Origin of the sequence: Arthrobacter globiformis, from assembly GCF_030815865.1 — a bacterium.
Classification (GTDB): Bacteria; Actinomycetota; Actinomycetes; order Actinomycetales; family Micrococcaceae; genus Arthrobacter; species Arthrobacter globiformis_B.
In genome coordinates, this window is sequence record NZ_JAUSXI010000001.1 from 3,230,993 (window position 1) to 3,257,023 (window position 26,031).

The 26,031-nt window shown below is 63.9% G+C and carries 27 protein-coding genes; 13 read left to right on the forward strand and 14 right to left on the reverse strand.

Going from position 1 to position 26,031, the window contains the following annotated elements; genetic code table 11:
* Positions 1–532 precede the first annotated feature (532 nt).
* The 5 genes from QFZ33_RS14825 to QFZ33_RS14840 form a co-directional block, all read right to left on the reverse strand.
* Positions 533–1,276, reverse strand: coding sequence for a hypothetical protein (locus QFZ33_RS14825; RefSeq protein WP_307028669.1), 744 nt, complete (start codon positions 1,274–1,276; stop codon positions 533–535).
* Positions 1,277–1,385: 109 nt separating this feature from the next.
* Positions 1,386–1,625, reverse strand: coding sequence for a PLD nuclease N-terminal domain-containing protein (locus QFZ33_RS14830; protein WP_307028671.1), 240 nt, complete (start codon positions 1,623–1,625; stop codon positions 1,386–1,388).
* A gap of 368 nt (positions 1,626–1,993) precedes the next feature.
* Positions 1,994–2,155, reverse strand: a complete 162-nt coding sequence (locus QFZ33_RS24000; protein ID WP_373427283.1) for an alpha/beta fold hydrolase — start codon at positions 2,153–2,155, stop codon at positions 1,994–1,996.
* Positions 2,156–2,222: 67 nt separating this feature from the next.
* Positions 2,223–2,702: an alpha/beta fold hydrolase gene (locus QFZ33_RS24005; protein ID WP_373427354.1), complete on the reverse strand. Its 480-nt coding sequence runs from the start codon at positions 2,700–2,702 to the stop codon at positions 2,223–2,225.
* 175 nt (positions 2,703–2,877) lie between these two features.
* Complete coding sequence (locus tag QFZ33_RS14840; protein ID WP_307028674.1) at positions 2,878–3,510, reverse strand: dihydrofolate reductase family protein; 633 nt, start codon at positions 3,508–3,510, stop codon at positions 2,878–2,880.
* 154 nt (positions 3,511–3,664) lie between these two features.
* On the opposite strand from QFZ33_RS14840, the gene QFZ33_RS14845 reads away from it, so the two are divergent.
* Positions 3,665–4,432 carry an MBL fold metallo-hydrolase gene (locus tag QFZ33_RS14845; protein ID WP_307031830.1) on the forward strand — a complete coding sequence of 256 codons (768 nt, stop codon included), beginning with the start codon at positions 3,665–3,667 and terminating at the stop codon, positions 4,430–4,432.
* Between the two features lie 420 nt (positions 4,433–4,852).
* Here QFZ33_RS14845 and QFZ33_RS14850 read toward each other — a convergent pair whose 3' ends face one another.
* Entirely contained in the window at positions 4,853–5,509 is a 657-nt protein-coding gene (locus QFZ33_RS14850; RefSeq protein ID WP_307028676.1) for a cyclodeaminase/cyclohydrolase family protein, read from the reverse strand.
* A gap of 189 nt (positions 5,510–5,698) precedes the next feature.
* On the opposite strand from QFZ33_RS14850, the gene QFZ33_RS14855 reads away from it, so the two are divergent.
* From QFZ33_RS14855 to QFZ33_RS14875, 5 genes are all read left to right on the forward strand, one after another.
* On the forward strand, positions 5,699–7,297 hold the full coding sequence (locus tag QFZ33_RS14855; protein WP_307031832.1) for a PucR family transcriptional regulator: 1,599 nt from the start codon (positions 5,699–5,701) through the stop codon (positions 7,295–7,297).
* Positions 7,294–8,226, forward strand: a complete 933-nt coding sequence (locus QFZ33_RS14860; protein WP_307028678.1) for a glutaminase — start codon at positions 7,294–7,296, stop codon at positions 8,224–8,226. Before QFZ33_RS14855 ends, QFZ33_RS14860 begins: the two co-directional genes overlap by 4 nt.
* A 100-nt stretch (positions 8,227–8,326) precedes the next feature.
* The gene (locus QFZ33_RS14865) at positions 8,327–9,844 is read left to right on the forward strand and encodes an amino acid permease (protein ID WP_307028680.1); all 1,518 of its coding nucleotides are present in this window, start codon (positions 8,327–8,329) and stop codon (positions 9,842–9,844) included.
* A 149-nt stretch (positions 9,845–9,993) separates the two neighbouring features.
* A complete protein-coding gene (locus tag QFZ33_RS14870) occupies positions 9,994–11,658 on the forward strand; it encodes a thiamine pyrophosphate-dependent enzyme (protein WP_373427355.1) in 1,665 nt (554 codons plus the stop codon).
* A gap of 128 nt (positions 11,659–11,786) precedes the next feature.
* Positions 11,787–12,416 (forward strand): LysE family translocator, encoded by a 630-nt coding sequence (locus tag QFZ33_RS14875; RefSeq protein WP_307028684.1) that lies wholly within the window; start codon positions 11,787–11,789, stop codon positions 12,414–12,416.
* Positions 12,417–12,420: 4 nt separating this feature from the next.
* Here QFZ33_RS14875 and QFZ33_RS14880 read toward each other — a convergent pair whose 3' ends face one another.
* Positions 12,421–12,807, reverse strand: a complete 387-nt coding sequence (locus tag QFZ33_RS14880) for a VOC family protein (protein WP_307028686.1) — start codon at positions 12,805–12,807, stop codon at positions 12,421–12,423.
* Positions 12,808–12,904: 97 nt separating this feature from the next.
* On the opposite strand from QFZ33_RS14880, the gene QFZ33_RS14885 reads away from it, so the two are divergent.
* Both QFZ33_RS14885 and QFZ33_RS14890 read left to right on the forward strand, forming a co-directional pair.
* Positions 12,905–13,315 (forward strand): DUF3054 domain-containing protein, encoded by a 411-nt coding sequence (locus QFZ33_RS14885; protein ID WP_307028688.1) that lies wholly within the window; start codon positions 12,905–12,907, stop codon positions 13,313–13,315.
* Positions 13,316–13,426: 111 nt separating this feature from the next.
* Positions 13,427–13,708, forward strand: coding sequence for an Lrp/AsnC family transcriptional regulator (locus tag QFZ33_RS14890; RefSeq protein WP_111903442.1), 282 nt, complete (start codon positions 13,427–13,429; stop codon positions 13,706–13,708).
* An 87-nt stretch (positions 13,709–13,795) separates the two neighbouring features.
* Here the strand turns inward: QFZ33_RS14890 and trpD are convergent, their stop codons facing one another.
* The gene (gene trpD, locus QFZ33_RS14895) at positions 13,796–14,854 is read right to left on the reverse strand and encodes an anthranilate phosphoribosyltransferase (protein WP_307028690.1); all 1,059 of its coding nucleotides are present in this window, start codon (positions 14,852–14,854) and stop codon (positions 13,796–13,798) included.
* Positions 14,855–15,002: 148 nt separating this feature from the next.
* On the opposite strand from trpD, the gene ctaE reads away from it, so the two are divergent.
* The 4 genes from ctaE (at position 15,003) to qcrB (ending at position 19,337) form a co-directional block, all read left to right on the forward strand.
* A complete protein-coding gene (ctaE, locus tag QFZ33_RS14900; protein WP_307028692.1) occupies positions 15,003–15,641 on the forward strand; it encodes an aa3-type cytochrome oxidase subunit III in 639 nt (212 codons plus the stop codon).
* Positions 15,642–15,729: 88 nt separating this feature from the next.
* Positions 15,730–16,518 carry a cytochrome bc1 complex diheme cytochrome c subunit gene (qcrC, locus tag QFZ33_RS14905; RefSeq protein ID WP_307028694.1) on the forward strand — a complete coding sequence of 263 codons (789 nt, stop codon included), beginning with the start codon at positions 15,730–15,732 and terminating at the stop codon, positions 16,516–16,518.
* A 100-nt stretch (positions 16,519–16,618) separates the two neighbouring features.
* Positions 16,619–17,689, forward strand: a complete 1,071-nt coding sequence (gene qcrA, locus QFZ33_RS14910; protein WP_307028696.1) for a cytochrome bc1 complex Rieske iron-sulfur subunit — start codon at positions 16,619–16,621, stop codon at positions 17,687–17,689.
* Positions 17,667–19,337, forward strand: coding sequence for a cytochrome bc1 complex cytochrome b subunit (gene qcrB, locus QFZ33_RS14915; protein ID WP_307028698.1), 1,671 nt, complete (start codon positions 17,667–17,669; stop codon positions 19,335–19,337). The genes qcrA and qcrB overlap by 23 nt, the downstream gene beginning before the upstream one ends.
* A gap of 133 nt (positions 19,338–19,470) precedes the next feature.
* On the opposite strand, the gene QFZ33_RS14920 is transcribed toward qcrB, so the two are convergent.
* The gene (locus tag QFZ33_RS14920) at positions 19,471–20,262 is read right to left on the reverse strand and encodes a GntR family transcriptional regulator (RefSeq protein WP_307028700.1); all 792 of its coding nucleotides are present in this window, start codon (positions 20,260–20,262) and stop codon (positions 19,471–19,473) included.
* A 182-nt stretch (positions 20,263–20,444) separates the two neighbouring features.
* Between QFZ33_RS14920 and QFZ33_RS14925 the strand changes: the two genes are divergently transcribed.
* The gene (locus QFZ33_RS14925) at positions 20,445–20,738 is read left to right on the forward strand and encodes an HPr family phosphocarrier protein (RefSeq protein ID WP_307028702.1); all 294 of its coding nucleotides are present in this window, start codon (positions 20,445–20,447) and stop codon (positions 20,736–20,738) included.
* A gap of 79 nt (positions 20,739–20,817) precedes the next feature.
* Here QFZ33_RS14925 and QFZ33_RS14930 read toward each other — a convergent pair whose 3' ends face one another.
* The 5 genes from QFZ33_RS14930 to QFZ33_RS14950 form a co-directional block, all read right to left on the reverse strand.
* Positions 20,818–21,219, reverse strand: a complete 402-nt coding sequence (locus QFZ33_RS14930) for a cytochrome c oxidase subunit 4 (RefSeq protein ID WP_307028704.1) — start codon at positions 21,217–21,219, stop codon at positions 20,818–20,820.
* Positions 21,216–22,937 carry an aa3-type cytochrome oxidase subunit I gene (ctaD, locus tag QFZ33_RS14935; protein WP_102974539.1) on the reverse strand — a complete coding sequence of 574 codons (1,722 nt, stop codon included), beginning with the start codon at positions 22,935–22,937 and terminating at the stop codon, positions 21,216–21,218. Before ctaD ends, QFZ33_RS14930 begins: the two co-directional genes overlap by 4 nt.
* A 10-nt stretch (positions 22,938–22,947) precedes the next feature.
* Positions 22,948–23,820: an aa3-type cytochrome oxidase subunit II gene (ctaC, locus tag QFZ33_RS14940; protein ID WP_307028706.1), complete on the reverse strand. Its 873-nt coding sequence runs from the start codon at positions 23,818–23,820 to the stop codon at positions 22,948–22,950.
* Positions 23,821–24,004: 184 nt separating this feature from the next.
* Positions 24,005–24,394 carry a HesB/IscA family protein gene (locus QFZ33_RS14945; protein WP_102974537.1) on the reverse strand — a complete coding sequence of 130 codons (390 nt, stop codon included), beginning with the start codon at positions 24,392–24,394 and terminating at the stop codon, positions 24,005–24,007.
* A gap of 159 nt (positions 24,395–24,553) precedes the next feature.
* Positions 24,554–25,984 (reverse strand): dipeptidase, encoded by a 1,431-nt coding sequence (locus QFZ33_RS14950; protein WP_307028708.1) that lies wholly within the window; start codon positions 25,982–25,984, stop codon positions 24,554–24,556.
* Positions 25,985–26,031 lie beyond the last annotated feature (47 nt).

Here is a 26,031-nt window from a genome sequence, read left to right on the forward strand (position 1 = left end):
GGCGTAGGGATTCAGCCTTGCCGCCGAGACATTGGGGGATCTACGTGAGTTTGCAACAGAGGGATGAGCCTCGTTATCAGCATCTGAAGAAGATTGCCGATCTACTGGATTGGGCAGGCGATCTTGCGGGTGCGGAGTTCACGGACGAGTCCCGTGAGGCCTACGTCTTGGCGCGGAAATTCCACGAGCGCGCTGACGCACTTGGTACAGCGGCTGCCAACATCCACGCGCCGAATTAGGCCGGGGGAAGCGCCTGACTAACCGTCCTGAGGCCGGGGGCGTGTCGCTAGTGCGACGTTATGTCAAGTAAACCGGTGGAAGTGACGCCCTGGCGAGCGGTCGCGAGATCCGGTGTCTGCTGGCACAAGCAGGCGGGCCATGCCTTGGATATCGCGGCGAGTTCCCGCGGGGCGCTTGTCCAAAGGGTTCCGGCAGGACGCTGTGACTATCCAGTGGCTATCCATCAGGACATCGGTGACCCAGACACATGGTTCGAATCCTGTGGGCGTGCAGTCGACTCCGGCTGAGCGCTTCATTGCCCCAAACTGCGGCCGAAACGCCCAGACCTTGCTGACATGCTGCGACCCGGAAAGCATCCGGCCTTGCCATCCACGAAAGCTTTTGCCCCCACTTCTGGGCCCGCACTCATAACGCCGATAATCAGCATTATGTAAAGTAGTACGACCAGTGGACTCCGCCATCTATCCTCTAACGGTCGCTTCTCCAGTCCTTGACGATGGACATCGGCAAGCCGCCCCCGTGCACGGAACGCGATGCTGTCCAACTGCCAGCCGTCCGCGGAGGCCCGGAACGTCGCAGTCTGCGGCAACGAGTAGCCCTCCGGAACGCTGCTCGGCCCATTCGCCTTCGAGGCAAGGTATTCCTCGGTTAATTCCTTGAAATGGACGCTAGCCTGCGAACCGGTCACCTCAATTGACTCCACCGTCACCTTCGTCGAAAAGGACGTATACCAGAAACCGGTTGATTTGAATTTGGCCTTGGACTGGGCAACCACCGGAAGATCCCGTTCGCGCTTGGCCCGGTAGGCTGCCGTCGTCTGCCCGTCGGCGAGGCGCGGCACCGGCGGAGCGTCGAGGACCGTACCGTTGCGATCCTCGACAGCAGCCTGGACGATGACCAAGAGTTCAGACGACGACGGGCTGGGCACCACTGCAGCCGATCCCGCCGCCAGCGGCGCGGCTGAGGGCTGGCATCCGGCAAGGGCCAACCCGAGCAGCGCCGCGATGGCGGCCGAGGTGCGCGGGTACTTAATCATGATTCCCCTTGCCGTGGATGTCCTCACAGCCTCCCCTGCCAGCCCCGTGCGCTCGACGGGGGCTCAGTGATGGCCTGCCCAAGGTCGCGTTTCGCGTCGCACTGGACTGCTAGAGCGTGTTCCTGATGTGCTGCGGGAAGCCATTGGTTGAAAGCCGGGGCTCGGCAGACAACCAGGCCACGACGCCGAACAGCGGCAGAATGAACATGGCCAGGACCCAGAGGATCCGTGATGTCTGGTCAAGCCGGTTTTCGCGGAGCACATCGAAGACGCCCCAGACGATCGATCCGCATACGAATAACCCGGACAAGACGCCCAACGCCGCCAATGCCCATTCCCAAGGTTCCATGCCGTTCCACCCCCCGTAGCCGATGATGCCAAGGGTACAGTCGATCTTTCCCGAACGGTCAGAACAGTTCGGCACTGAATATGCAGCGCGCGGCGTGAGCGACTTACTTCATGGAAGGCGATGACCCTGCGGGCGCTGCCCACAATCTAGGCTGGGGAGTAGTGCCAGAACGAGCACGCAACGTTGCCAGTAAAGCTGTGATCGCTGCATCGGAGGCGGGTTCCCGAATGCGACTCCCCCATACCCATCAAACGGGTAACGCGCTTCATCACCTAGTTCTTGACCTCGTAGCGAACCATCCGAGCGTGCGTTCAGCTCCGACCTCGATGCTCGACCCATACGGATATCTGGCCGCCGAGTCGGCACACTTACGAGGAGTAACGTTCATGCACGCGGTCGAGCCACTCGGTGATCAGCGCCTTCACGAGGCCGGGCTGCTCGTGCGGCAACGCATGACCGGCGCGGTCGAGCACGGCGAATGAAGCCCGTGGATAGTGCTCGAGCAGATCCCATTGGCCGGCGTACCCCACTGTGGAGTCCTGGCGTCCTGTGACGATAAGGACGGGGCCGGAGTACGGCGGGCCCTCCTCGGGACTGCTACTGAACAGCCGGTGTTCGCCGATCCGCTCGAGGCCGGCTTCGTCCACCAACCCAAGGGCGGGGACTACGTACTTCTTGTACCGCTCCAGCGTGGCCTGCGTCTGCACGACAAAGTAGTCGCGAAATACGCTCTCCTCGGCCGGGCCGAGCGTCTCGCCCGGATCGACTGACGCGTGCAAGACCTGGTGCACAGGAAGATTCCGAACATTCTCGCTCAACGGACAGATCAACGCCTGTCACCTGCTCCAGGCGCCTACCGGCGATGGCCCGGGCGTAGTGTGCGCCGACGGAATGGCCTATAAGCCGGAACTGCCCAGCGCCGACAACACCATCGATAAACGCGAGCAAGAGGTCGAGGACGTCGTCGGCGCTATGGAGCGTGCCCGACGCTGGCGTGCGCCCCATGCCCGGCAGATCCGGGTAGAGGCGTCGACAATCAGGTAGCCCGCCCAGTATCGACTCCATGGCACCGACCATCTCCCGGTGATCCACACCCGCACCGTGCAGAAACAGGATCGGAGCCCCGCCACCGTGCTCGACATAATGTACTGGTATCTCGAGGGCTATGTACTCCACAGCGTCAGCGTAATCTGGGCCTGTCGTCGGTGGTAGTCAGCGGCGGGGTAAAGGACAACTGGAACAGCAGCCAGAACTAGAACACGTCTTCGGGGCCGGCGGTGGACGTCGCATACTCCGGCCGCCCGCGGGGCCGATACGCCTGGATAGTGATGCCCCCGGACGTGGTCCGTGAGCTGACCAGCTCGAGCGCGAGGTCGGGACCGGAATCGGGGAACAGCCGCGTGCCCTGGCCGACGACGACGGGGTAGATAACCAGATCGAGCTGGTCAACCAGGTCGTTGGCGAGCAGCCACCTGACGAGGGCACCGCTGCCCGGCACCAGCAGTTCGCCGTCGTGATTCGCTTTCAGATCCCTGACGGCCGTGCTGACGTCGCCCTGAAGAACAGTCGTGCCCGCCCACTGCGGATCAGTGAGGCTGACAGACACCACATATTTCGGCCTGCTATTCAGCGCGGCGGCAATCGGGTTCGCCTCCGGATCGGGCATCACTCCCCAGTAGCCAGCGAAAATTTCGTACGTCCGGCGGCCGAAAAGGAACGCGTCCGCGCCTCCGTAAACCTGGTTCAGATAGTCCCCTGCTTCGGCGTCGAGAAGCGGGATGGCCCATCCGCCGCGGTCGAAGCCGCCGCTGCGGTCCTCGTCGGGTCCGCCCAACCCCTGCATCACGCCGTCCACTGAGACGTTGGTCGTGGTGGTCAACTTCATGTCGTGTCACCTCGTCGAACCACGGCCGCGGACCCCTGCTGGATCTGCGTTACCTGCTTCAGACAAGCACACTTGCGGTAGCCACGCGAGGGCGAAATCGTGCCGAGCCCCGCTGGCCGGTGTCTAAGATGTGCATGTGAAGCAGCAGACCCCTATGTGGCAGCCCTCCTCCAGCACATCGGAACCGTGCCCCGGCGTCTTTTTTGTCGAGGGGCCCGCGTCAAACTGGGTCGTAGTCCGCGACGAGAACGGATTCATAATTATCGACAGCGGTTATCCCTCCGACCGTCTACTGGTCCTGGAGTCCGTCCGCCACCTGGGTCTTCGGCCCGCCGACGCCCGGGCCATGCTCATCACGCATGACCACGTCGACCACACCGGTTCAGCGGCCTACTTCTCCGAAACCTACGGAACGCCCATCCTGTGCGCGCCGGAAGAGTTGGCTCATGTTCAAGGGAAGGAAAAGCACCAGGTCAAGTTCGGCCAGGTCATCGTCCGCGCCTGGCGGCCCCGCGTCTTCCGCTGGATGGCCCACGTCATTAAAGCGGGAGCCCTCAAGGCGAAACCGGCAACCGGCGCCCAAGCCTGGAGCGCCGGTACGCTAAGTAGCCTTCCCGGCAAGCCAGAAGCCGTTCTGCTGCCAGGGCACACACCGGGCAATGCCGCGATCCTTCTTCCTGGAGCAGGAGCAATAGCGGTGGGTGACTCGTTCGTCAGCGGCCATCCGCTGAGCCGGGCCGCCGGACCGCAGATGCTGCACCCCATGTTCCACACCGACCCTGCGCAGGCGCTCGCGGCCACCCGCCTGCTGGACGAAATCGACGCCTCGGTGGTGCTTCCGGGCCATGGCTCCGCCCTCCGCGTGCCTCTGGCCGACGCCCTGGCGACGTTACGCAGCCAGACGCCGGCCTCGAGGCCCTGAAGGCGCGGGCGCAACTCAGGACATGCCGCTATGAAAAACGCCGCAGATCGCATAAAATGAATATCGTTCATTTATTGCAGTCTGTCCCGTGAGAGTGGCAGGCCGACGCCGTTCAAATCGAAGGAGCCACCGACAATGACGCCGGGGACAGTTGCAGGAAGCACACATGATGCGCGCGACCTTATAGGGACGAAGGTCAGGGTTGAACAAGCAGGAACGGTCATCCGCGTCGGCTACGTGGAAACTGTCACGCCCTCCGGGGAACTGTTTTGGATACGCGCCTCCGGGTGCGAGCCCCGTGAACTGTTCGGTTCAGCGCTGGGTCACAGTATTTTCCCACTGCCGGAAGCCGAGGACGTAGCCGGCTAATTCCTACTGCCTGCCGTATGACGCCCATTCGCGCCTAGGGAGGATGGCGCCCTAACCGGCGGATGGAGAACGGCGGTTGACCTCGGCAGTCAGCCGGTCGATCCGCCCCACTGCGGCGTCAAGGTTCTCGACTGTCGACCACAGGGCTGGCTGCTCCTGCCGAATCTGTTCATGTGTTCGGCCTGCGGAGGTGAGCGCAGCGAGATCGAAGCTTACGTTGGTACGTGCCCCGGTCACCGCTGCCCTCAGGGCACCGCACGCGACGACGACGTCGGCAACAAGCGCCGGGTTCCCGTTGGACGCCAGCCACTCCAGATCTCCAATGGCATCGATGGCGCGCTCGCCGAGCACGGCAGAGGCTTTGGCGGCGTCCACGGATGCCCGGTGTATCGCATCCTCCCGTTCCGGCCCCGGGTCCAGCCGGAAGGCGGCGCCGAAAGCCTGGGACGCCGAAGCATCCTCATCGGCCAGACGAAGGGCGGCTTCCCGCAGCGAACGCACTCGCGCGTGGACACCGGCCAGTTCCTCGCGCTCGTGCCCGTCAGCTTCCGTATAGCCCGAGACCATGGATGCCAAGGACGCAGCGATGGCAAGCATCACACCCGCCCCGGCGCCGCCGCCTGGGGAACCAACGGACTCCGCCAAAGCCTGCGTCCAATCCTCAACCGTCGAACGCTGGGTCGTAACCGCCATCGAATCATCACTCATGGCACCAGTCTGCCCTAAGCCGCAGCATGATCAGGACTAGCCCCGTGACCCGAAAATCCGGGCGCATGGGCCGGAGCCCGAAAACCGGCACCCCCGTTTGGAATCCGTCACATATTTTCCGGGAAATCCGGCCGATACCATGAGATGACCGGACAGAGCCGTCCGGGCGGATCGACGCAGAAGGAAACCATGGCCGCGGTTACGGTGGACGATATCCTTTCGGACTTCCCCCTGGGTTTCGCCACCCTCATCCTGCGGCCCGCCCCCGGGCGTTCGGCGGTCGAAAGGTTCCTGATCGTCGATGCCGACGACGAATCGTCCGACGCCGGCGCAGCATTTGTCCTGCTGATCGGGGTGCGTGGCCGTTCGGCTTTGCCGGCGCTGCGCCGGCTCCTGAAGAACCCGCCGCCGGTTGTTGCGGTCAAGGGAAACCGCGAAGAGCTGACTGACGCCGAGGAACTGCTGGGCGCCGCGGGCACGGGGCTGCTGCTGGTGGACCCGGCCGCCGATTGGGACCGACTCCTGTCGATCGCCAAGGACCGGATCCAGCCGCGCAGTTACCAGAGTGAAGTGCTGACGCTGCTGGAAGAAGACCTGTTTGCCATCGCCCAGACCACCGCACGCCTGACCTCGAGCCATGTGGTTATAGAGGATGCCGCCAACAAGGTCCTGGCCTACTCCACGGTCTCGAACGACATTGACGAACTGCGGAAGGCGTCCATCCTGGCCCGGCGCGGCCCGCGGAAATACGAACTGCTGCTCAAGGACCTCGGTGCCTACCGGGAACTGCACAGAACCCGTATGCCTGTGCGTGTGCCGGCCAGGCCGCAGGACGGCCTGAGGGAACGCGTGGCCATCACACTGTTTGCCGGTGACCGGATCATGGGCTATATCTGGCTTCAGGAAACCGGGGACGGCTTCACCGCCGATGTTGACTACGTGCTCACGGGATCCGCGGCCCGGGCCTCCGCCGAGCTCATCCGGTATCGCAATCAGCAGTCCGTGCACATGCGCGAGGACCGCATCGCCCGGATTCTGTCCGGTGCCGCCGAGGCCGCTGCAAGTGCCCGCAGCGGGAAAATCCCGGTGGAGCGTCCCGCCGCACTGATCCTGATAGGAATGTCCCGCGCGGACACCCAGGCCGACGATGCCGCATTGAAGCACGGCGAGCTCGCCAGCCTGGCGTCCATCCATGCCGCCGCTTACAAGGCGTCCGCCGTCGTCGGGCAATACAAGGGCGACACTGCCGTCATCGTTCCAGGTCTGCTGTCCACTACGGCCGAACCCGGGCTCCGGAGCCTGGCCGAATCCATCGTCCGGGACGCAACCAAGCACCTGGGCATCAGCTCCTTCGCCGCGGTCGGCCCGGTGGCACCGGATCTGTTGACACTCCACTCGGTTACCCCCATCACCGAGGCCCTGCTGGACTGCATCGGTGCCTCGCCTGACACCTCCGTAGCCACAGTGACTGACTTCGAACCCGAAATTCTTTTCCGTGACGCTGTCCGGAGGTTCGTGTCCTCGTCCTTCCGCCACCGGGGCCTGTCCGCCCTTTTGCAGGACGACGTCGAGCTCGCGGAAACCCTGCGCGTGTATTTCGACTCCTCGCTCGACGTGGCTGAGTGCGCCAAACGCATGGCACTGCACAAGAACACCGTCTACTACCGGATCAGCAAGGCCGCCCGGGTCACCGGCCTGGATTTCGGCAAGCCCCGCGATGCGCTGGTGGCATTGCTGCATGTCCAGGAGTGGGCCGGCACGCACAACGAACTTCAAGGCAGGAAATGACCACAACACTCGATGCTCCGCCTTTGGGCCCGATGCTCGATGACATCGTCCGCAGCCACAGGCCACAGAGGGAAGCCGGCTCTGTCCCTGCCAACATCCCATCCCTGGCGGGGGTTCCCTTTAACCGATTCGGAATAGCTGTGGCCACCGCAGCCGGTGAGGTTTTCGCCTCGGGTGACGCGGATGTCCCCTTTTCCATCCAAAGCATTTCCAAGGTGTTCACACTGGCCATGGCGCTCCGCCGGGACAGCGCAGGAACACTGTGGTCCCGGGTGCTGCGCGAACCTTCCGGCACTGCCTTCAATTCCCTGGTCCAGCTGGAAGTGGAACATGGCATCCCGCGGAACCCGTTCATCAACGCCGGCGCCTTGGTGGTCACCGACCACCTGATGGAAGAGACCCCCGACGCCGCCACCGCGCTCCTGAGCTTTCTCACCGGACAGACCGGACAGTCAGGGCCCTTCATCGACGTGGCGGCCGCGGCCAGTGAACTCTCCAACAGCAGCCGCAACTTGGCCCTGGCCCACTTCCTCAAAAATTTCGGCAACCTCAGACAGTCCGCCGAGGCCGTGGTGGAAAACTATGTCCGCCAGTGCTCCATCATGATGACCTGTGTGGAACTGGCCAAGGCCAGCCTCTTCCTAGCCCATGACGGACGCGGAGCCTTTGGAACGGTGGTGTCCCGAAGCGAGGCGAAACGCATCGGGTCCATTATGTTGACCTGCGGCATGTACGATGCCGCCGGCGAATTCGCCTACCGCGTGGGATTACCCGGAAAGAGCGGCGTGGGCGGAGGCATCCTGGTTATCGTTCCCGGTCACTGCGCCATCTGCGTCTGGAGTCCCCGGCTGGACGCCAAAGGCAATTCCCTTGCTGGCAGCGCTGCGCTCGCCGATCTCTCCGACCGCACAGGTTGGTCCGTCTTTTAGTGGACCGCCCAGCCGTCCCCGCTGGCCTCAGGCCGGCATCCATTTCCTCCACCTCATTCCCCCTAACCGGTCAGATCTATTCCGGATCGAAAGGAACAACATGCCTCAAGACAACCCCAACGACGAGGTTGCTTTGCATCAGGCTGTCCCGCATCATCTGCATGCCACGCAAACCGCGCTCCATGCCGAGGACAAGGGCTACCACAAGAGCCTGAAGCCGCGGCAGATCCAGATGATCGCCATCGGCGGTGCGATCGGCACCGGCCTGTTCCTCGGCGCCGGCGGCCGGCTCAACGCCGCCGGGCCCTCCCTGGTCATCGCCTACGCCGTCTGCGGCTTCTTCGCCTTCCTGATCCTGCGCGCCCTCGGCGAACTGGTCCTGCACCGGCCCTCCTCAGGCTCGTTCGTCTCCTACGCCCGCGAATTCTACGGCGAAAAGGCAGCCTTCGTCTCCGGCTGGTTCTACTGGATCAACTGGGCCACCACCACCATCGTCGACATCACCGCCGCCGCCCTCTACATGAACTTCTTCGGCAACTACATCCCCTGGATGGCCGACGTCCCCCAGTGGGCCTGGGCACTGACCGCCCTCGTCGTCGTCCTCTGCCTGAACCTCGTCTCCGTCAAGGTCTTCGGCGAAATGGAATTCTGGTTCGCGATCATCAAGGTCGCCGCCCTCGTCGCCTTCCTGCTCATCGGCACCTACTTCGTCATCTTCGGCACCCCCGTCCCCGGCCAGGAAACCGGCTTCAGCCTCATCACCGACAACGGCGGCATCTTCCCCAACGGCCTGCTGCCCATGATCATCCTCATGCAGGGCGTCCTGTTCGCCTACGCCTCCATCGAACTCGTCGGCACCGCCGCCGGCGAAACCGAAAACCCCGAAAAGATCATGCCCAAGGCCATCAACTCCGTGGTCTTCCGCATCGCCGTGTTCTACGTCGGCTCCGTCATCCTGCTGGCCCTGCTCCTGCCCTTCACCTCCTACCAAAAGGGCGTCAGCCCCTTCGTGACGTTCTTCGGCTCCATCGGCATCCAGGGCGTGGACGTCATCATGAACCTCGTGGTCCTCACCGCAGCCCTGTCCTCCCTCAACGCCGGCCTCTACTCCACCGGCCGGATCCTGCGCTCCATGTCCGTGGCCGGCTCCGCCCCCAAATTCGCCCAGCGCATGAACAAAGCCGGCGTCCCCTACGGCGGCATCGCCATCACCGCCGGCGTCTCCCTGCTCGGCGTCCCGCTGAACTACCTCGTCCCCTCGCAGGCCTTCGAAATCGTCCTGAACATCGCCTCCGTGGGCATCATCGTCACCTGGGCCACCATCGTCCTGTGCCAGATCCAGCTCAAGCGCTGGGCAGACAAGGGCTGGCTCAAACGCCCCTCGTTCCGGATGTTCGGCGCACCCTACACCGGCTACCTCTCGCTGCTCTTCCTCGTCGGCGTCCTCGTCATGGTCTTCATCGACTCACCACTCACACTGCTCGTCACCCTCATCGCCATCGCCCTCATGGTCACCGGCTGGTACGCCTGCCGCAAACGCATCCACGAAATCGCCGAAGCCCGCGAAGGCTTCACCGGCATGTCCCCCGTCATCGCCAACCCGGTGCCCTTCAGATAAATATCCCCATCTTCATACGCACCCGCCCACCGAATAACCAAAGAAAGCTCATGACAAAAGAGTCTCAGTCAACCTTGACCGCAACCGATGCCCCTTCCGATCTTGGGCAGTTCAACAACCAAAAGCTCCAGCAGACTGGCTGTGAGAGCATCAGCGCACCAACCCGCGCGGCCCTGAAATCCGCCGGGCATGTGATTGTTGATTCGCTCGCAGCCCATGGTGTGAAGCGCACTTACGTGGTTCCCGGTGAAAGCTTCCTTGACGTATTGGACGGCCTGCACAGCTCGGAGATCGAAACCATCGTGTGCCGGCACGAGGGCGGGGCAGCGTACATGGCCGAGGCCGACGGGAAAATGAACCAGGTGCCCGGTGTGGCGATGGTTACCCGGGGACCCGGCGCAGCCAACGCGCACGTGGGACTGCATACGGCCTGGCAGGACTCGACGCCGATGCTCCTGTTCGTGGGCCTGATTCCGTTCGCGCACCGGGACCGCGAGGCGTTCCAGGAGTTCGACATCAAAGCCTGGTTCGATACCGGCGCCAAGCGCGTCATGGTCCTTGACCACGCGGAGCGGGCATCCGAGATTGTGGCCGAGGCGATGTTTGCCGCGATGAGCGGCCGCCCGGGGCCCGTGGTGGTGGGCATGCCGGAGGACATCCTCCGGCAACTGGTCGATCCGACCCTGCACCCGGCGATCCCGGTGGCGGCCGGCGGCATGAGCAGCAGCGATGCCGCGGCCCTGAAGGCTGCACTGGCCTCGTCCAACAAACCGCTTTTCGTGACGGGCGGCAACGACTGGACCCAGGCGGCAGCTGACCAACTGACCGCGTGGCTGGAGCGTCACCAGATTCCAGCAGCAGCGGAATGGCGCACCCAGGGAACCGTTTCCTTTGACTCCCCGTCCTATGTGGGCCCCATCGGTTACGGTCGCCCGCGCCCCACCTTCGACCTGCTCGAGGAGACCGACCTTCTGGTGTTTGTGGGCACCGTCCCGGGAGACGTGATTACAGACGGATTCGTCTGCCGGCAGGACTGGAGCAAGAAGAACTTCCTGGTCACCATTGACCCCTCACTGCGCGGCCGTTCGGGTCCTGTCTCGCGGCAGATCCTGGCGAAACCGGAGGCCTTTGTCCGCGATCTGGCGGACATCGACCTGGAAGTGAGGGAGGAGTGGAAGGCGTGGACAGGCCGGATGAGGGCCGAACAGGAGTCATTTGCCGCGCTCCCCGCTTCCGCTCCCGCCGCCGGACCGGCACGGATGGACACCTTGATTGCGAACCTGGTCCCCAGACTGCCGGAGGACGCGCTGGTGACGTTCGGGGCAGGCGAGCACACGAACTGGGCCCACCGGTACTTCCCCACCCGCCGCTACGCTTCCATGGTCAGCGCGAGAAACGGCTCCATGGGCTACTCCATCCCCTCGGCCGTCGCGGCGTCGCTGGCGGAACCAGGGCGGCGAGTGGTCACCATCGCGGGAGACGGGGAGTTCCTAATGAACGGCCAGGAACTGGCCACCGCCGCCCAGTACGGTGCCACGCCGCTGATTATTGTCATGGACAACCAGGAGTATGGCACCATCCGCACCCACCAGGAGCGGCACTATCCCGAACGCGTGTCCGGCACCCAGCTGAAAAATCCGAACTTCGGCATGATGGCCACGGCCTTTGGCGGTTTCGGCATTACTGTCACCGAGGACAAGGATGTCCCGGCCGCCTTGGACGCGGCCCTGGCAGCCATCGATGATGCCCGCGTCTTCGCCCTCATCCATCTGGTGGTGGAGCAGGGCGTCAAGGCCTACAACTCCACGCCCTGACAGAAAACGGACGACGGCGGGGCCTCCCGCCGTCGTCCCCCCGGAGACCTTGGTAATCCAGTGCTACCGGTAGACGCGCCCCAATCGACGATCATCTGCGCGGCCCCGGAATTTGCTTACCATCGACTATGAGCATCTCCGACTCCCTCCTTCAATTCGCACTCGTGGCCGCCCTGCTTACGGTGATCCCGGGGATGGATACCGTGCTCGTGCTGCGCACGGCGATCAGCGGCAGCCGCGGCTCCGCCTTCGCCACCGCGGCGGGAATCTGCACGGGTACCGTCTTCTGGGGCGTGGCCGCCGCCGTCGGTGCATCGGCCTTGCTGGCCGCCTCGGAAACGGCCTTTACCGTCCTGAAGGTCGCGGGCGCCTGCTACATGGCGTGGCTGGCCGTGAGCATGATTATCCGAAGCTTCCGCCCGGGGGCGACTGCGGAGACCGGCTCCACGGGCCCGGCCAGCCCCCTCGCCGCCTGGCTTTCGGGCACCACAACCAGCCTGCTGAATCCCAAGGTTGGGGTTTTCTACATGGCAATGATCCCGCAGTTCCTTCCGCCGGAGGCGCCGCCGCTGCTGATGGGCGTGCTGTTGCCGCTGGTCCACAACGTCGAGGGCATGGCGTGGTTTGCGGTCATCATTTTGGCAACCCACCATGCGCGCCGCTGGCTCCAGTCGCCTTCCGTGGCCAAAACCACAGACCGCGTCGCCGGCATCGTCCTCCTGGGTTTCGCGGCAAAGATCGCCACCAGCAAAGCCTGACTCTCTAACTGGCGGGCGCCCCGCCGTCGAACGCGTTGCTCACCAGTCCCACGGTGTTCCCCTCGCTGTCCCTGATGAAAGCCATCCATTCGTCCGCACCCGCAGGGCCGAGCCGTGCATCATCGTGATGGAAGATCACGTGCGGGGCGCCGACCACCTCCACTCCCCCGGCCTCAAGCTCAGCCACGCGCAACCGCACGTCCGGGACCTGGAGATAGATCACCGACGACGGTGCTCCCCGCTCCAGCAGGAGCCGGACGCCGTCGAGATCGAAGAACAGCAGTCCCGGCGGGTCGAAGACAGCAACCGGCGCGCTGCCCAGCAGCCTCGAGTAGAACTCTGCCGCCCGGTCAAGATCCTCGGCGTGCTGCGCGATCTGGGTGAGCCTCACCAGGCCTCCTTCAGGGTGCGTTTGCCTTCCTGCCTGACATCGTCACGGGATATGCCTGTAGGGGCAAGACCTGCCAAAAACGGATAGGCTCGGAAGCATGCCTTCCACAACAGACCGTCCCGGAACACGGGCGGTTCCGGCCCTGACGGCCGCCGCAGCTGCGGCCGATTTCATCGTCATCCTGACGTTCGCTGCCATCGGCCGGGACGCACATGCACGAGGCGAATCAGTCATTGGAATCCTGTCCACCGCCTGGCCGTTCCTGGCCGGCGCAGCCGTGACCTGGCTGCTGCTGCGGCTCTGGCGGCGGCCGCTCGCGCTGTGGCCGGCCGGGGTGGCTGTGTGGCTGGGCACCGTGGCCATCGGAATGGCGCTGCGGGCGCTCACGGGACAGACGGTGGTCCTCCCATTTGTGATCGTGGCGCTGCTGAGCTTGGCGGTGTTCCTCCTCGGCTACCGCCTCATCGTCGCCATAATTCTCCGCCTGCGCGCCCGCCGCCGCGCCTGACTCCTGCGGGGCGGCGCCGCCACGGGAGCAACCGACCGGCGCCCGCCCATGCACTGGACCGCCCATGTAATAGGCTGGCAGCACAGCTCAACAGATCCGGAAGGGTTCACAGTGATCACCGCATTCGTCCTGATCAAGACAGACGCCTCGCGCATCCCCGAAACGGCCGAGGAGATATCCTCCATTGACGGCATCAGCGAGGTCTACTCCGTGACTGGCGAATGGGACCTGATCGCCGTCGCACGCGTATCCCAACACGAAGATCTGGCGGACGTCATCGCCGACAAGCTGTCCAAGGTCCCCGCCGTCGTGCACACCACCACCCACATCGCGTTCCGGGCTTACTCACAACATGACCTCGACGCCGCATTCGCGCTGGGGTTCGAGGAATAGCAGCACGCTAGGACGAGAGCAAAGAGGCCAGGCACCTGCGGGTGCCTGGCCTCTTTGTTGTTCGATGTCTGAAGGCTGTTCGGAGCTCTAGGCCCGCGAGAGGCTGACCCACTTCTCGAGCACAGCAGCGGCTGCGCCGGAGCCGATGGATTCCGCAGCCCGGTCGAGGGCAAGCTTCATGCGGTCAGTGAGCGGACCGTCAGCCTGAAGGTCGTACGCCACCAGGCCCGCCGCCGCGTTCAGCAGGACTGCGTCCCGGACCGGCCCGGTTTCCCCGGCCAGGACATTGCGGACGACGGCGGCATTCGCCTGTGCGTCACCGCCGCGCAGCTGATCGACAGTCGCCTGACGGATCCCCAGGTCCCCCGGCGAGAAAGTCTGCTCTGTCACTTCGCCGCCGCGGATCTCCCACACAGTTGACGGCCCGGTGGTGGTCAGTTCGTCCAGGCCGTCGCTGCCCCGGAACACCAGGCCCCGGCTGCCGCGCCGCGCCAGGACGCCGGCCACGAGCGGCGCCATGCGGGCGTTCGCCACGCCTACTGCGGAGGCCTGCACCCGGGCGGGGTTGGTGAGGGGTCCCAGGAAGTTGAAGGCTGTGGGGATCGCGAGTTCGCGCCTGGGCACCGCGGTGTGGCGGAAGGACGGGTGGAAGACCTGGGCGAAGCAGAAGGTGATGCCCGCTTCCTCGGCGTTCCGGGCAACATCGGCTATGGGGAGGTCGAGCCGCACCCCCAGCGCTTCCAGGACGTCCGCTGATCCCGACGACGACGACGCCGCGCGATTGCCGTGCTTAACCACCTTTGCGCCCGCTCCGGCACAGACCAGCGCGGCCATGGTGGAGATGTTGACAGTGTTGAGTTGGTCACCACCGGTGCCCACGATGTCCAGCTTTTCGCCAGTAATGGAGATCGGATTGGCATGAGCCACCATGGCGTCAACGAGCCCGGCAATCTCCTCCACCGTCTCGCCCTTGGCGCGCAGCGCCACCAGGAAACCGGCAATCTGGACGGGCGTGGCGGCCCCCGACATGATGGTGTCCATGGCCCATGCCGTACTGTCCGCGCTCAGGTGTTCGCCGTTCAACAGTGCCGAGATGAGGCGCGGCCAGGTGTTGCCTACCGCCGGTACCGATACCTGTGAAGTCACCTCCTGATGCTATCGAGGTGCCCGTCGCAAAGACCAATATGAACGCCCCCGGGAACTTTTCCGCGCGATTTCGCGTCTTTGTAGAAAAAGTCTCCGCAAAAGCCGGTTTGCGTTGGGCAAGCCGAAGTTTTACAGACATAATGTCTATGTGACATCTGCGACCCATGCCCCCAGTACCCCTGCGCACCCCACGCTGAACCGCCCGAATATGGTCTCTGTTGGGACCGTCGTCTGGCTCTCCAGCGAGTTGATGTTCTTCGCCGGTCTCTTCGCCATGTACTTCACACTCCGGTCCACCTCCGGCCAGATGTGGGCGGAAGAGACGGCCAAGCTCAACTTCCCCTTTGCGCTCGTTAACACGATCGTCCTCGTGGCAAGTTCCTTCACTTGCCAGATGGGCGTTTTCGCCGCCGAAAGGCTCCAGCCGCGACGCAGCGGCGGGCCGCTCCAGTTCACCCGCTGGGGCATGAACGAATGGTTCACCCTGACCTTCCTCATGGGCTCCTTCTTCGTTGCCGGCCAGAGCACGGAATACGCCATGCTGGTCTCGGAGCACGTTACGCTGTCCTCCAACGCCTACGGATCTGCCTTCTACATGACCACCGGCTTCCACGGCCTGCACGTCATCGGCGGCCTGGTCGCCTTCCTGCTCATCATGGGCCGCTCCTTCGCCGCCAAGAAGTTCGGTCACTTCGAGGCGACCTCGGCAATTGTCACCTCTTACTACTGGCACTTCGTGGACGTCGTTTGGATTGGCCTCTTCCTAGTCATCTACGTCCTCCAGTAGGCCAGTACTTTTCTCCCTCTTTCTAAGAGAACGAATTTCAAGAAGCGGCTCACGGAGCCGACGCACGATCGAATAAAGGAACCACCACGTGAAGGCACTCTCGCAGAAGCGACGTCACCCACTGGCAGCAATAGCCCTGCTGTTGATGGGCCTCCTCCTCACTGGTGGGCTGTACGCCGTTGCCACCACCGTCAACGAGGCCAAAGCCAGCACTGCAGACTTCACCGCCAGCGATACCCAGGAAGGCCAGAAGCTCTTCGAAGCCAACTGCGCCACCTGCCACGGCATGGGTGCCAGCGGAACGCAGGACGGTCCCTCCCTGGCTGGCGTCGGCGCCGCCGCTGTTGACTTCCAGGTCGGCACCGGCCGCATGCCCATGCAGATGAACGGCCCCCAGGCCTACAAGAAGCCGGCTCAGTTCAACGACACCCAGACCCACCAGCTGGCCGCATACGTCGCCTCGCTGGGCGCAGGTCCGGCCATCCCGGCCGAGGAATTGCTCGATGAGAAGGGCAACGCCGCCGAGGGTGGCGAGCTGTTCCGTGTGAACTGCGCCATGTGCCACAACGCTGCAGCAGCGGGCGGTGCACTTACTCGGGGCAAGTTCGCCCCTGCCCTGGCCGACGTCTCGGGCAAGCACATCTACGAAGCAATGGCCACCGGGCCGCAGAACATGCCGGTGTTCAACGACTCGAACATCTCCCCCGAAGGCAAACGCGACATCATCACCTTCCTGAAGCAGATTGAATCCAACGGCTCCCCGGGCGGCGCAGACCTGGGCGCACTTGGTCCAGTTGCTGAGGGCCTGTTCGTGTGGATCGCCGGCCTGGGCGTCATCATCGCCTTCACCATCTGGCTGACGTCCCGCACGTCCTAGCCAAACCAGGCACAACAAGAACGTCCTGCTGATTGCACAGCAGGTTTGGAACTGAACATAACTCGGCAAAGGCCGAGACGAGAGAAGGATGAGGCGAATCATGGGCAACCATAGTGACGGCAGTCCGAACCACTCGGGCACCGTAGCTACGGCTGGTCAGCATGAGGTGGAGAAATTCCAGGATCCTGGACTTCCCCCGCACCGCTTGCGCCTGGCTGACACGGACCCGAAGGCCGCCAAGCGGGCAGAACGGCAGGTTGCTGCACTGTTCGCGACCTCAGTTGTTGGCACCGTGATCTTCCTGGTGGCGTACTTCGCCATCGACCTGGGAGACGACTCAAGCATTGCCACCATCCGGCTGCAGAATGCGCTGCTCGGCATAGGCACGGCGTTCGCCATGCTCGGCATCGGCACCGGTATCGTGCACTGGGCCAAGGCTCTGATGCCGGACCACGAAGTCTCCGAGGAACGCCACGCGATCCGCACCGAGGACGACCGCCAGGCTGCGGTCCGCATTGTTGACGACATTGTGGAGGAAACGGGCATCAAGCGCCGTCCCCTCATCCGCAACACCCTGCTTGGCGCCGTGGCACTGGCACCCCTGCCCGCCCTCGCCGTCTTCGGCGACCTGGGACCGCGCCCGGACGACAAGCTGGCGCACACCATGTGGGCCCCGACGGACGGCAAGCTCAAGCGCCTCACCCGCGACCCCGATGGAACCCCCATCAAGGCCTCGGACGTCACCATCGGTTCGGCCTTCCACGTCATCCCGGAAGGCCTCAATGAACTGCACGAAGGCAAGCTCAACGAGAAGGCCAAGGCCGTCGTTCTGCTGATGCGCCTCGACCCGGCCTCGCTTAACCCCTCCGCGGGACGCGAAAACTGGGGCTACAACGGCATCGTTGCCTACTCCAAGATCTGCACCCACGTTGGCTGCCCTGTTGCCCTCTACGAGCAGCAGACGCACCACCTGCTGTGCCCGTGCCACCAGTCAACCTTCGACCTGACCCAGGAATGCAAGGTTATCTTCGGCCCGGCCAGCCGCCCGCTCCCCCAGCTGCCCATCGCGGTTGACGATGAGGGCTACCTGGTCGCCACCAGCGACTTCAACGAACCTGTAGGACCAAGTTACTGGGAGCGTGATGAGCATGAGCGCAGCATCAACAGCTGAAGCCCCCGCCTACGTAGCCAACACTAAAGTCGGACGCTTTACTGACTTCGTCGACGAGCGCGTCGGCGGATCCGGAATCCTCCGCGAATTCGGCCGCAAGGTATTCCCGGACCACTGGTCCTTCATGTTTGGCGAGGTGGCGCTGTACTCCTTCGTCATCCTGCTGCTCTCGGGAACGTTCCTGACGTTCTTCTTCGATCCGTCCATGGCTGAGACGCACTACGCCGGCTCCTACACGCCACTGAAGAACGTCGAAATGTCCGTCGCATACAGTTCGTCGCTGGACATCTCCTTTGACGTCCGCGGCGGCCTGTTCATGCGCCAGGTCCACCACTGGGCAGCGCTGCTGTTCGTGGCCTCCGTGGCCGTGCACATGCTCCGGGTGTTCTTCACCGGCGCGTTCCGCAAGCCCCGTGAAATGAACTGGGTAGTGGGCGGTGTCCTGCTGATCCTGGCCATGGCTGCCGGCTTCACTGGCTACTCCCTCCCCGACGACCTGCTGTCCGGTAACGGCCTGCGCATCATTGACGGCGTCATCAAGTCGATCCCCGTGATCGGCACGTACATCTCCTTCTTCCTGTTCGGTGGAGAATTCCCCGGCACGGTCATCATCAGCCGCCTCTACACGCTGCACATCCTGCTCGTGCCGGCACTGATCCTGCTCATGATCGTCGTGCACCTCTTCATGGTTGTCGTGCACAAGCACACGCAGTACCCCGGCCCGGGACGTAACGACCGCAACGTCGTCGGCTACCCCCTCGGCCCGGTCTACGCTGCGAAGGCCGGCGGATTCTTCTTCATCGTCTTCGGTGTGATTGCGCTCATGGCCGGGTTCTTCACCATCAACCCGATCTGGAACTACGGACCGTACGACCCCTCCCCCGTGTCCGCAGGCACCCAGCCTGACTGGTACATCGGCTTCGTCGACGGTGCCCTGCGCCTGATGCCAGGTGTGGTCAGCGGCCTCCACTTCGAATACATCATCTTTGGCCACGTCCTCACGCTGAATGTCCTGCTTCCGGCACTTGTTCCGGCTGGCATCATCTTTACCGTGCTGTTCACCTACCCGTGGATCGAGCGCTGGATCACCAAGGACAACCGGGAGCACCACGTGCTGGACCGTCCCCGGAACGCGCCCACGCGTACCGCGATCGGTGTAGCCGGCTTCACGTGGTACAGCGTGATGTGGGCCGCCGCCGGTTCGGACCTCATCGCCACGCACTTCCACGTGGCACTGAACGACGTCACGTACTGGCTGCGTGCACTGTTCTTCGTAGGCCCGTTCATCGCTTTCGCCGTCACCAAGCGCGTGGCCCTGGCCCTGCAGCGCAAGGACCGCGAAATCGCCCTCCACGGCCGCGAGACCGGACGCATTGTCCGCCTCCCGCACGGTGAGTTCATTGAGGTGCACGCTCCGCTCGACGAGTACAAGCGTTACAAGCTGGTTGGCTTCGAGTCGCTCGCACCGCTTCCGGCCCAGCCGAACGAGCACGGCGTGGTCACCCGCAAGGAAAACCGCCGCGCCAAGCTGTCCCGCTGGTTCTTCGAGGACAGGGTTGCTCCGGCAACGCCTGCCGAGCTGGAAGCCAGCCACGGCCACCACGAAGCCGTTGAAGCCGGCGAGGGACAGAAGACCCTCAGCCACTAGGAAGCTAGGCAGCAGCGCTTCACCCAGGCACCATACAGAAAAGGCCCGGTCCATCAGGACCGGGCCTTTTCTGTATGCGCATTCTGTTCGCCAAACGGGATGTTGATCCAGAAGCAATCGGCAGCCAGCCAGTCTACTGCTGCCGGTAACCCGACGCGTAGTTGCGGGTGGGCCGGACGCCGGGCCGCTGCAGTGGCACCCATAGCTTGTACCGGTCGGCGCGGTAATAGGACACCGAGTAGTCCACCATCGACCTGGCGACGAAGGCATGCCGCTGGATCTTCAGCAGCGGCGCACCGATTTCAACGTTGAGCAGCCGAGCGGTGGAGGGCGATGCAGCCGTGGCCTCAATCATGTCCTCGCCCCATTCCATGACCAGGCCGAACTGTTCGCTGAGGACGTTATACAGCGATGTCGGCGGCTCACCGTCGAGCAGCCCCGGGACCCGGTGGGCCGGGATGAAGTTCTCATCCACGCTCATTGGCTCGTTATCGGCCAGCAGGAGGCGCCGGAAGCGCACCAGGGGTGTTCCCTCCTCCAGCTGAAGTTCGCGGGCCAGGAAGGCGCTGGCGGCGATCTGCTCAAAGCTCAGCACCTTCGCAGCCGGCACCATGCCGCGGCGCTGCATCTCCTCGCTGTAGGAGGTCAGCTTGACCTGGAGGTCCAGCTTCGGTTTCCGGACGAAGGTGCCCAGCCCGACCACCCGCTCGATGACTTCCTCCCCCACCAGGGCGTCGATGGCCTGCCGGACGGTCATCCTGGCCAGGCCGAAACGTTCGGCCAGGTCACGTTCGGAGGGCAGCGCCGAGCCTGGCGGGCAGGACGTCGCGATGTAGGTCCTGAGGATCTCACGGAGCTGAACGTAGATCGGCGTCCCGCTGGTCCTGTCGATTTCGCCGGCAATCCCGGCCACGTTAGCCGCCACTGCGGCCGCTCCTATATTGCATGCTCACAGTTCAAGGGTAAGCCAACCCGGCCACAGGTCTAGACCAGGTCCGTCCCCGGCGGATTGACAGCACAGGGGGCCGATATTCTTAAGGACGAACAAATGGAAAGACGACGGCGGCTTCCCACAAGTGCCGGCCCGTCCAAGACGAAGGAGTCCAGTTGCCCGTTCGTAAGGCAATAGTTTCTGCGGCCGTCGGCCTACACGCCAGGCCGGCAGCTGTGTTTGTCCGTGCGGTCACGGAGACAGGGTTACCCGTGACCATCCGCAAGGAAGGTATTGACGCCGTGGACGCCCGCTCCCTGCTGGAGGTCATGACTGCCGACTTCAACTGCGGCTGCGAAGTCGAACTGGCGGTCAAGGAATCAGCCCTGCCAACGGGCAGGAGCCTGGGAGAAGCCGAGGCTGCACTCTCGGGTCTCGTCGAGCTGCTGGCGTCGCAGAGAGCCAGCTGAGGCCAGCTCAATACAGGAAGAACGACGGCGGGCCCCACCTAAAAGGTGGGGCCCGCCGTCGTTCTTGGTACTGAAACGCTTAGTGTGCGTGGTCGCCGCGGCTGTACTCGTAGACCCAGCCCACGAGGGCCACCAGCGCCATACCACCGGCGATGAAGACGATCCAGAAACCTACAGCCAGGCCGAGGAATCCTGCTGCGCAGGACAGGCCCAGGACCAGCGGCCACCAGCTCCAGGGGCTGAAATGGCCCTGTTCGCCGGCGCCTTCGTGGATTTCCGCGTCTGCACGGTCCTCGGGACGCATGCCCACGCGCTTGCCGGTGAAGCCCAGGTAGGCACCGATCATGCCCGCCAGGCCACCCACCAGGAGGATGCCCAGGGTGCCGACCCACTCAGACCAGTTGGTGAGGAAGCCGTAGATGATGGAAATCGGAACGAAGAAGAAAACTCCTGCTCCAAAAATCCATGACTCGATTCTCATTGCGCGGTGTCCTTCTGATCGGCGTTACCGAGCACGCTTGCTGCAGGTGCCGGCGACTCAACGGTGTGTGACTGGGAGAGCTCAGGGTGGTGCAGGTCCAGCGCCGGACGCTCCGAGCGGATGCGCGGCAGGGACGTGAAGTTGTGCCGCGGCGGCGGGCAGGACGTGGCCCACTCCAGCGAGGCACCGAAGCCCCAGGGATCGTCGACCTGAACCTTTTCGGCGCTGCGTGCGGTGATGTACACGTTCCAGAAGAACGGGATCAGGGACGCACCCAGAACGAACGAGGCAATGGTGGAGAACTGGTTCATCCAGGTGAAGTTGTCCTCCACCAGGTAGTCGGCGTAGCGGCGGGGCATGCCCTCAACGCCGAGCCAGTGCTGGATCAGGAAGGTGCCGTGGAAGCCCAGGAACAGGAGCCAGAAGTGGATCTTGCCGAGGCGTTCGTTGAGCATCTTGCCCGTCCACTTCGGCCACCAGAAGTAGAAGCCGGCGAACATCGCGAACACCACGGTGCCGAAGACCACGTAGTGGAAGTGTGCCACCACGAAGTAGGAGTCGGAGACATGGAAGTCCAGCGGCGGAGAGGCCAGGATGATGCCGGTCAGGCCGCCGAAGAGGAACGTGATGAGGAAGCCGATGCTCCACAGCATGGGGGTCTCAAAGGTGATGGAACCGCGCCACATGGTGCCGATCCAGTTGAAGAACTTCACGCCGGTCGGCACCGCGATCAGCATGGTCATGAAGGAGAAGAACGGCAGCAGCACGGAGCCGGTGACGTACATGTGGTGCGCCCACACGGTCACGGACAGGGCCGCGATGGCAATGGTCGCGTAGACCAGGCCCTTGTAGCCGAAGATCGGCTTGCGGCTGAAGACCGGGAAGATCTCAGACACGATGCCGAAGAACGGCAGGGCGATGATGTACACCTCGGGGTGGCCGAAGAACCAGAACAGGTGCTGCCACAGAACGGCGCCGCCGTTCTCCGGGTCGAAGATGTGGGCACCGAAGCGGCGGTCCGCACCGAGGGCGAAGAGTGCTGCGGCCAGCGGCGGGAACGCCATCAGGACCAGGATGGCCGTGACGAGGGTGTTCCAGGTGAAGATCGGCATGCGCCACATGGTCATGCCGGGGGCACGCATGCAGATGATGGTGGTGATGAAGTTGACCGCACCCAGAATGGTGCCGAAGCCGGACAGTGCCAGGCCGAAGACCCAAAGGTCACCGCCGACGCCGGGGCTGAAGGTGGTGTTGGAGAGCGGTGCGTAGGCGAACCAGCCGAAGGACGCAGCACCCTGCGGGGTGATGAAACCGGAAACGGCGATGGTGGAGCCGAACAGGAAGAACCAGAAGGCCAGCGCATTCAGTCGCGGGAAGGCGACGTCGGGCGCACCGATCTGGAGGGGCATGATCACGTTCGCAAAGCCGGCAAAGAGCGGGGTGGCGAACATGAGCAGCATGACCGTGCCGTGCATGGTGAACAGCTGGTTGTACTGTTCCTTGGTCTGCAGGATCTGCATGCCGGGTTCGAAGAGCTCGGCGCGGATGAGCAGTGCCATCACTCCGCCGAAGCAGAAGAACACGAAGGACGCGATCAGGTACATGTACCCGATGGTCTTGTGGTCCGTGGAGGTGATCCAGTTGACGACGATGCGCCCCTTGGATTTGGGAACTACGGGAGCCTCAAGGATCCCGGGGGTCTGGGTGTAAGTAGCCACTTCGCTTCCCTTACTTCGTAACGTTCAGGTTCGGGTTGCGGTCATACTCTTCGCCGAGCAGGCCCGTGTTGCCGTCCTGGCGCAGCTGGTTCATGTGAGCCTGGAATTCGGACTCGGAAACAACCTTGACGCGGAACAGCATTTCGGAGTGGTACTCACCGCAGAGCTCGGCGCACTTGCCGTCGTAGGTGCCCTCTTTGGTGGGGGTGAACCGGATGTAGTTGGTCTTACCCGGGATCATGTCCCTCTTCTGCAGGAATGCAGGAACCCAGAAGGAGTGGATGACGTCGCGCGAGTTCAGTTCCAGGTCAACGGACTTGTTGACGGGCAGGTACAGCGTGGGGAGCTTCTCCTTGTCCACTTCCTCACCCGTCAGGTGCGCCTGGACGCCGGCTTCGTGGACGTCCTCGGTGATGACGTCGCCCTTTTTGTAGTTGAAGTCCCATGCCCACTGCTTGCCGCGGACGTCCACTACGACGTCGGCCGGCTGCGAGCGGTCATCGATCGCCTGCTGGTCACGATCGGTGAAGTAGAAAAACACCAGGACCATGAAGAGCGGGATCGTCAGGTAGAAGACCTCAAGGGGCAGGTTGAAGCTGGTCTGCCGCGGGAAACCCACGGTGCCCTTGCGGCGGCGGTAGGCCACGAGGCACCAGACGATCAGGCCCCACGTGATGATGCCCACCACGAGGGCGGCAATCCATGAGTTGACCCAGAGGTCCATGATGCGGTCAGTGTGATTGGTGGTGCCACGCTCGGTGGGCAGCCACCCCTTCTCTACCTCTGGCGAACATCCAGTCAAAACCAACGCGCCGGCAGTTGCCAAGCCAGTGATCGTAGTGATCGTTTTGCGTCGGCTGCCGGTTCGGTTCTGCGAACTCACAGACGGCCCTTCCTACTTGTTGCTGTTGCCAGGGCGGCAAAAAGCTTCCCGGGCACACTAAAAGTTTTACTACTCGGTGTAGAGCTTACCGCTCCCCGCAGGTTTTCGCCCACATGTCCCCACCGTGTGGCGGCGCCGGTTTTCACCGGCGCCGCCAAGAGGTTTAGGAAGGGCCACTGACCCTTTAGTGGAACGAATCACCGCAGGCGCATGAGCCGCCCGCATTCGGGTTGTCGATGGTGAAGCCCTGCTTTGAGATGGTGTCTTCAAAGTCGATGCTGGCACCGCTGAGGTACGGCACGCTCATCTTGTCGACGACGACCTCGACACCGTCGTAGTCGCGTACCGCGTCACCTTCGAGGAGGCGCTCGTCGAAGTACAGCTGGTAGATGAGGCCGGAGCAGCCGCCCGGCTGCACGGCCACGCGGAGGCGAAGATCGGTCCGGCCTTCCTGCTCCAGGAGGCTGCGGACCTTGCCTGCTGCAACGTCCGTCAGCTGAACCTCGTGGCTCGCCAGTTCGTCACTGGCAGTGCCGGTGGATTCGGTGCTGTTTTCATTGGTCGTAGTGCTCATTGGCCTACCTTACTAACGGCGGTTGTGGCTGCCCCGCTTGCACGGTGCCTGCCCCTACGGAAACAGTACGGGCTATAGCTACATGCTACGTCGATCCGGCGCGGAGCTCTAACTTCAGGCGTAACCGTCAAAGTCCCTGCGTTGTTCCCTGCCAGCCGCTTAGCCGAGGCCTTCCGCGTTCAGCCGCGCCAGAAGCAGGGCCTCGGCGACCACCGCGTTGCGGAAGTCCCCAAGGTGCAATGACTCGTTGGCTGAATGGGCTCGCGAATCAGGGTCCTCCACGCCCGTCACCAGGATCTGGACCTCGGGGTACAGCTCGGTCAGGTCACTGATGAACGGTATCGAACCGCCGATCCCCATTTCCACGGCCGGAACGCCCCAGGCTTCGCCGAGCGCCCACATAGCGAGGCCGGCAGCCGACGAACCTGTGTCCGTCTGGAAGGCGTTGCCGCTCTCCCCCGGCGTGAAGGTCACCCTGGCGCCGAACGGTGCGTGGGTTTCCACGTGCCGGCGCACGGCTTCCATGGCTTCCGCCGGGTCCTGTCCGGGGGCCAGCCGCAGGCTGAACTTGGCCCGGGCGCGGGGCAGCAGGGTGTTGGAGGCAACGCTGACGGCCGGCGCGTCGAAGCCGATGATCGACAGGGCCGGCTTGGTCCACAGCCGGGACGCGATGGTTCCCGTGCCGGCCAGCTGGACGCCGTCGAGCACTGAAGCGTCCGCCCGATACTCCTCTTCGGTCAAATCCACGCCGGTTTCATTCCGGCTCACCAGACCCTTAATGGCCACGCTTCCCTGGTCGTCGTGCAGCGTCGCGATGAGGCGTGAGAGCAGCGTAGGGGCGTCCAGCACGGCACCGCCAAACATTCCCGAATGCACGGCATGGTCAAGGACCTGCACCTCGATGGTTCCGTCGACCAGCCCGCGCAGGCTCGTGGTGAGCGCCGGCACGCCCACCTTCCAGTTGCTGGAGTCGGCCACCACAATGACGTCGGCACGGAGCAGTTCGCGGTGGGCTTCCAGGAACGTCCTGAAGGTCGGCGAACCGGCTTCTTCCTCCCCCTCGAAGAACAGCGTCACGCCAAGCCCGAATTCATCGCCGAGCACGCGGGTCACGGCGCCGTAGGCGGCGACGTGGGCCATGATCCCGGCCTTGTCGTCGGCCGCGCCACGCCCGTAGAGGCGCCCGTTGCGTTCGACGGCGGTAAACGGCTCGGACGCCCACAGTGCCGGATCACCGGGCGGCTGGACGTCGTGGTGGGCGTAGAGAAGAATGGTCGGCTGGCCGGGCGCGGCCTCGCGGCGTGCCACCACGGCAGGCCCGCCGGGGGTACCGTCCGCCTTGTCGCACCGCAGGATCCGGACGTCTTCAATGCCCGCCGCGCGCACCAGGTCGGCGACGGCCTCGGCACTGGCGTCCAGCGGGGCGGGGTCAAAGCTGGGCCAGGCGATGCCGGGGATGGCCACCAGGTCCTTCAGCTGTGCAACGGTGGCGTCGAAGTCCGCCTCAACGGCGGCCCGCAGGGCGTCGGTGTCGACGCCGGCCACGGAGTCGCCGTACTCTTGCGGGGTCGCCGCGGGGTATGAAGTCATGGCCAAACACTACCCGTGTCACACACCACAACAAACATCGCCGCCAG

What these genes read in the sequence shown, in the direction of transcription:
- QFZ33_RS14825 (WP_307028669.1), bottom strand. Translation starts at nt 1,276, where the DNA reads ATGATTAAGTACCCGCGCACCTCGGCCGCCATCGCGGCGCTGCTCGGG.
- QFZ33_RS14830 (WP_307028671.1), bottom strand. Translation starts at nt 1,625, where the DNA reads ATGGAACCTTGGGAATGGGCATTGGCGGCGTTGGGCGTCTTGTCCGGG.
- QFZ33_RS24005 (WP_373427354.1), bottom strand. Translation starts at nt 2,702, where the DNA reads ATGGTCGGTGCCATGGAGTCGATACTGGGCGGGCTACCTGATTGTCGA.
- QFZ33_RS14840 (WP_307028674.1), bottom strand. Translation starts at nt 3,510, where the DNA reads ATGAAGTTGACCACCACGACCAACGTCTCAGTGGACGGCGTGATGCAG.
- QFZ33_RS14845 (WP_307031830.1), top strand. Translation starts at nt 3,665, where the DNA reads ATGTGGCAGCCCTCCTCCAGCACATCGGAACCGTGCCCCGGCGTCTTT.
- QFZ33_RS14850 (WP_307028676.1), bottom strand. Translation starts at nt 5,509, where the DNA reads ATGAGTGATGATTCGATGGCGGTTACGACCCAGCGTTCGACGGTTGAG.
- QFZ33_RS14855 (WP_307031832.1), top strand. Translation starts at nt 5,699, where the DNA reads ATGGCCGCGGTTACGGTGGACGATATCCTTTCGGACTTCCCCCTGGGT.
- QFZ33_RS14860 (WP_307028678.1), top strand. Translation starts at nt 7,294, where the DNA reads ATGACCACAACACTCGATGCTCCGCCTTTGGGCCCGATGCTCGATGAC.
- QFZ33_RS14865 (WP_307028680.1), top strand. Translation starts at nt 8,327, where the DNA reads ATGCCTCAAGACAACCCCAACGACGAGGTTGCTTTGCATCAGGCTGTC.
- QFZ33_RS14875 (WP_307028684.1), top strand. Translation starts at nt 11,787, where the DNA reads ATGAGCATCTCCGACTCCCTCCTTCAATTCGCACTCGTGGCCGCCCTG.
- QFZ33_RS14885 (WP_307028688.1), top strand. Translation starts at nt 12,905, where the DNA reads ATGCCTTCCACAACAGACCGTCCCGGAACACGGGCGGTTCCGGCCCTG.
- qcrA (WP_307028696.1), top strand. Translation starts at nt 16,619, where the DNA reads ATGGGCAACCATAGTGACGGCAGTCCGAACCACTCGGGCACCGTAGCT.
- qcrB (WP_307028698.1), top strand. Translation starts at nt 17,667, where the DNA reads ATGAGCGCAGCATCAACAGCTGAAGCCCCCGCCTACGTAGCCAACACT.
- QFZ33_RS14930 (WP_307028704.1), bottom strand. Translation starts at nt 21,219, where the DNA reads ATGAGAATCGAGTCATGGATTTTTGGAGCAGGAGTTTTCTTCTTCGTT.
- QFZ33_RS14945 (WP_102974537.1), bottom strand. Translation starts at nt 24,394, where the DNA reads ATGAGCACTACGACCAATGAAAACAGCACCGAATCCACCGGCACTGCC.
- QFZ33_RS14950 (WP_307028708.1), bottom strand. Translation starts at nt 25,984, where the DNA reads ATGACTTCATACCCCGCGGCGACCCCGCAAGAGTACGGCGACTCCGTG.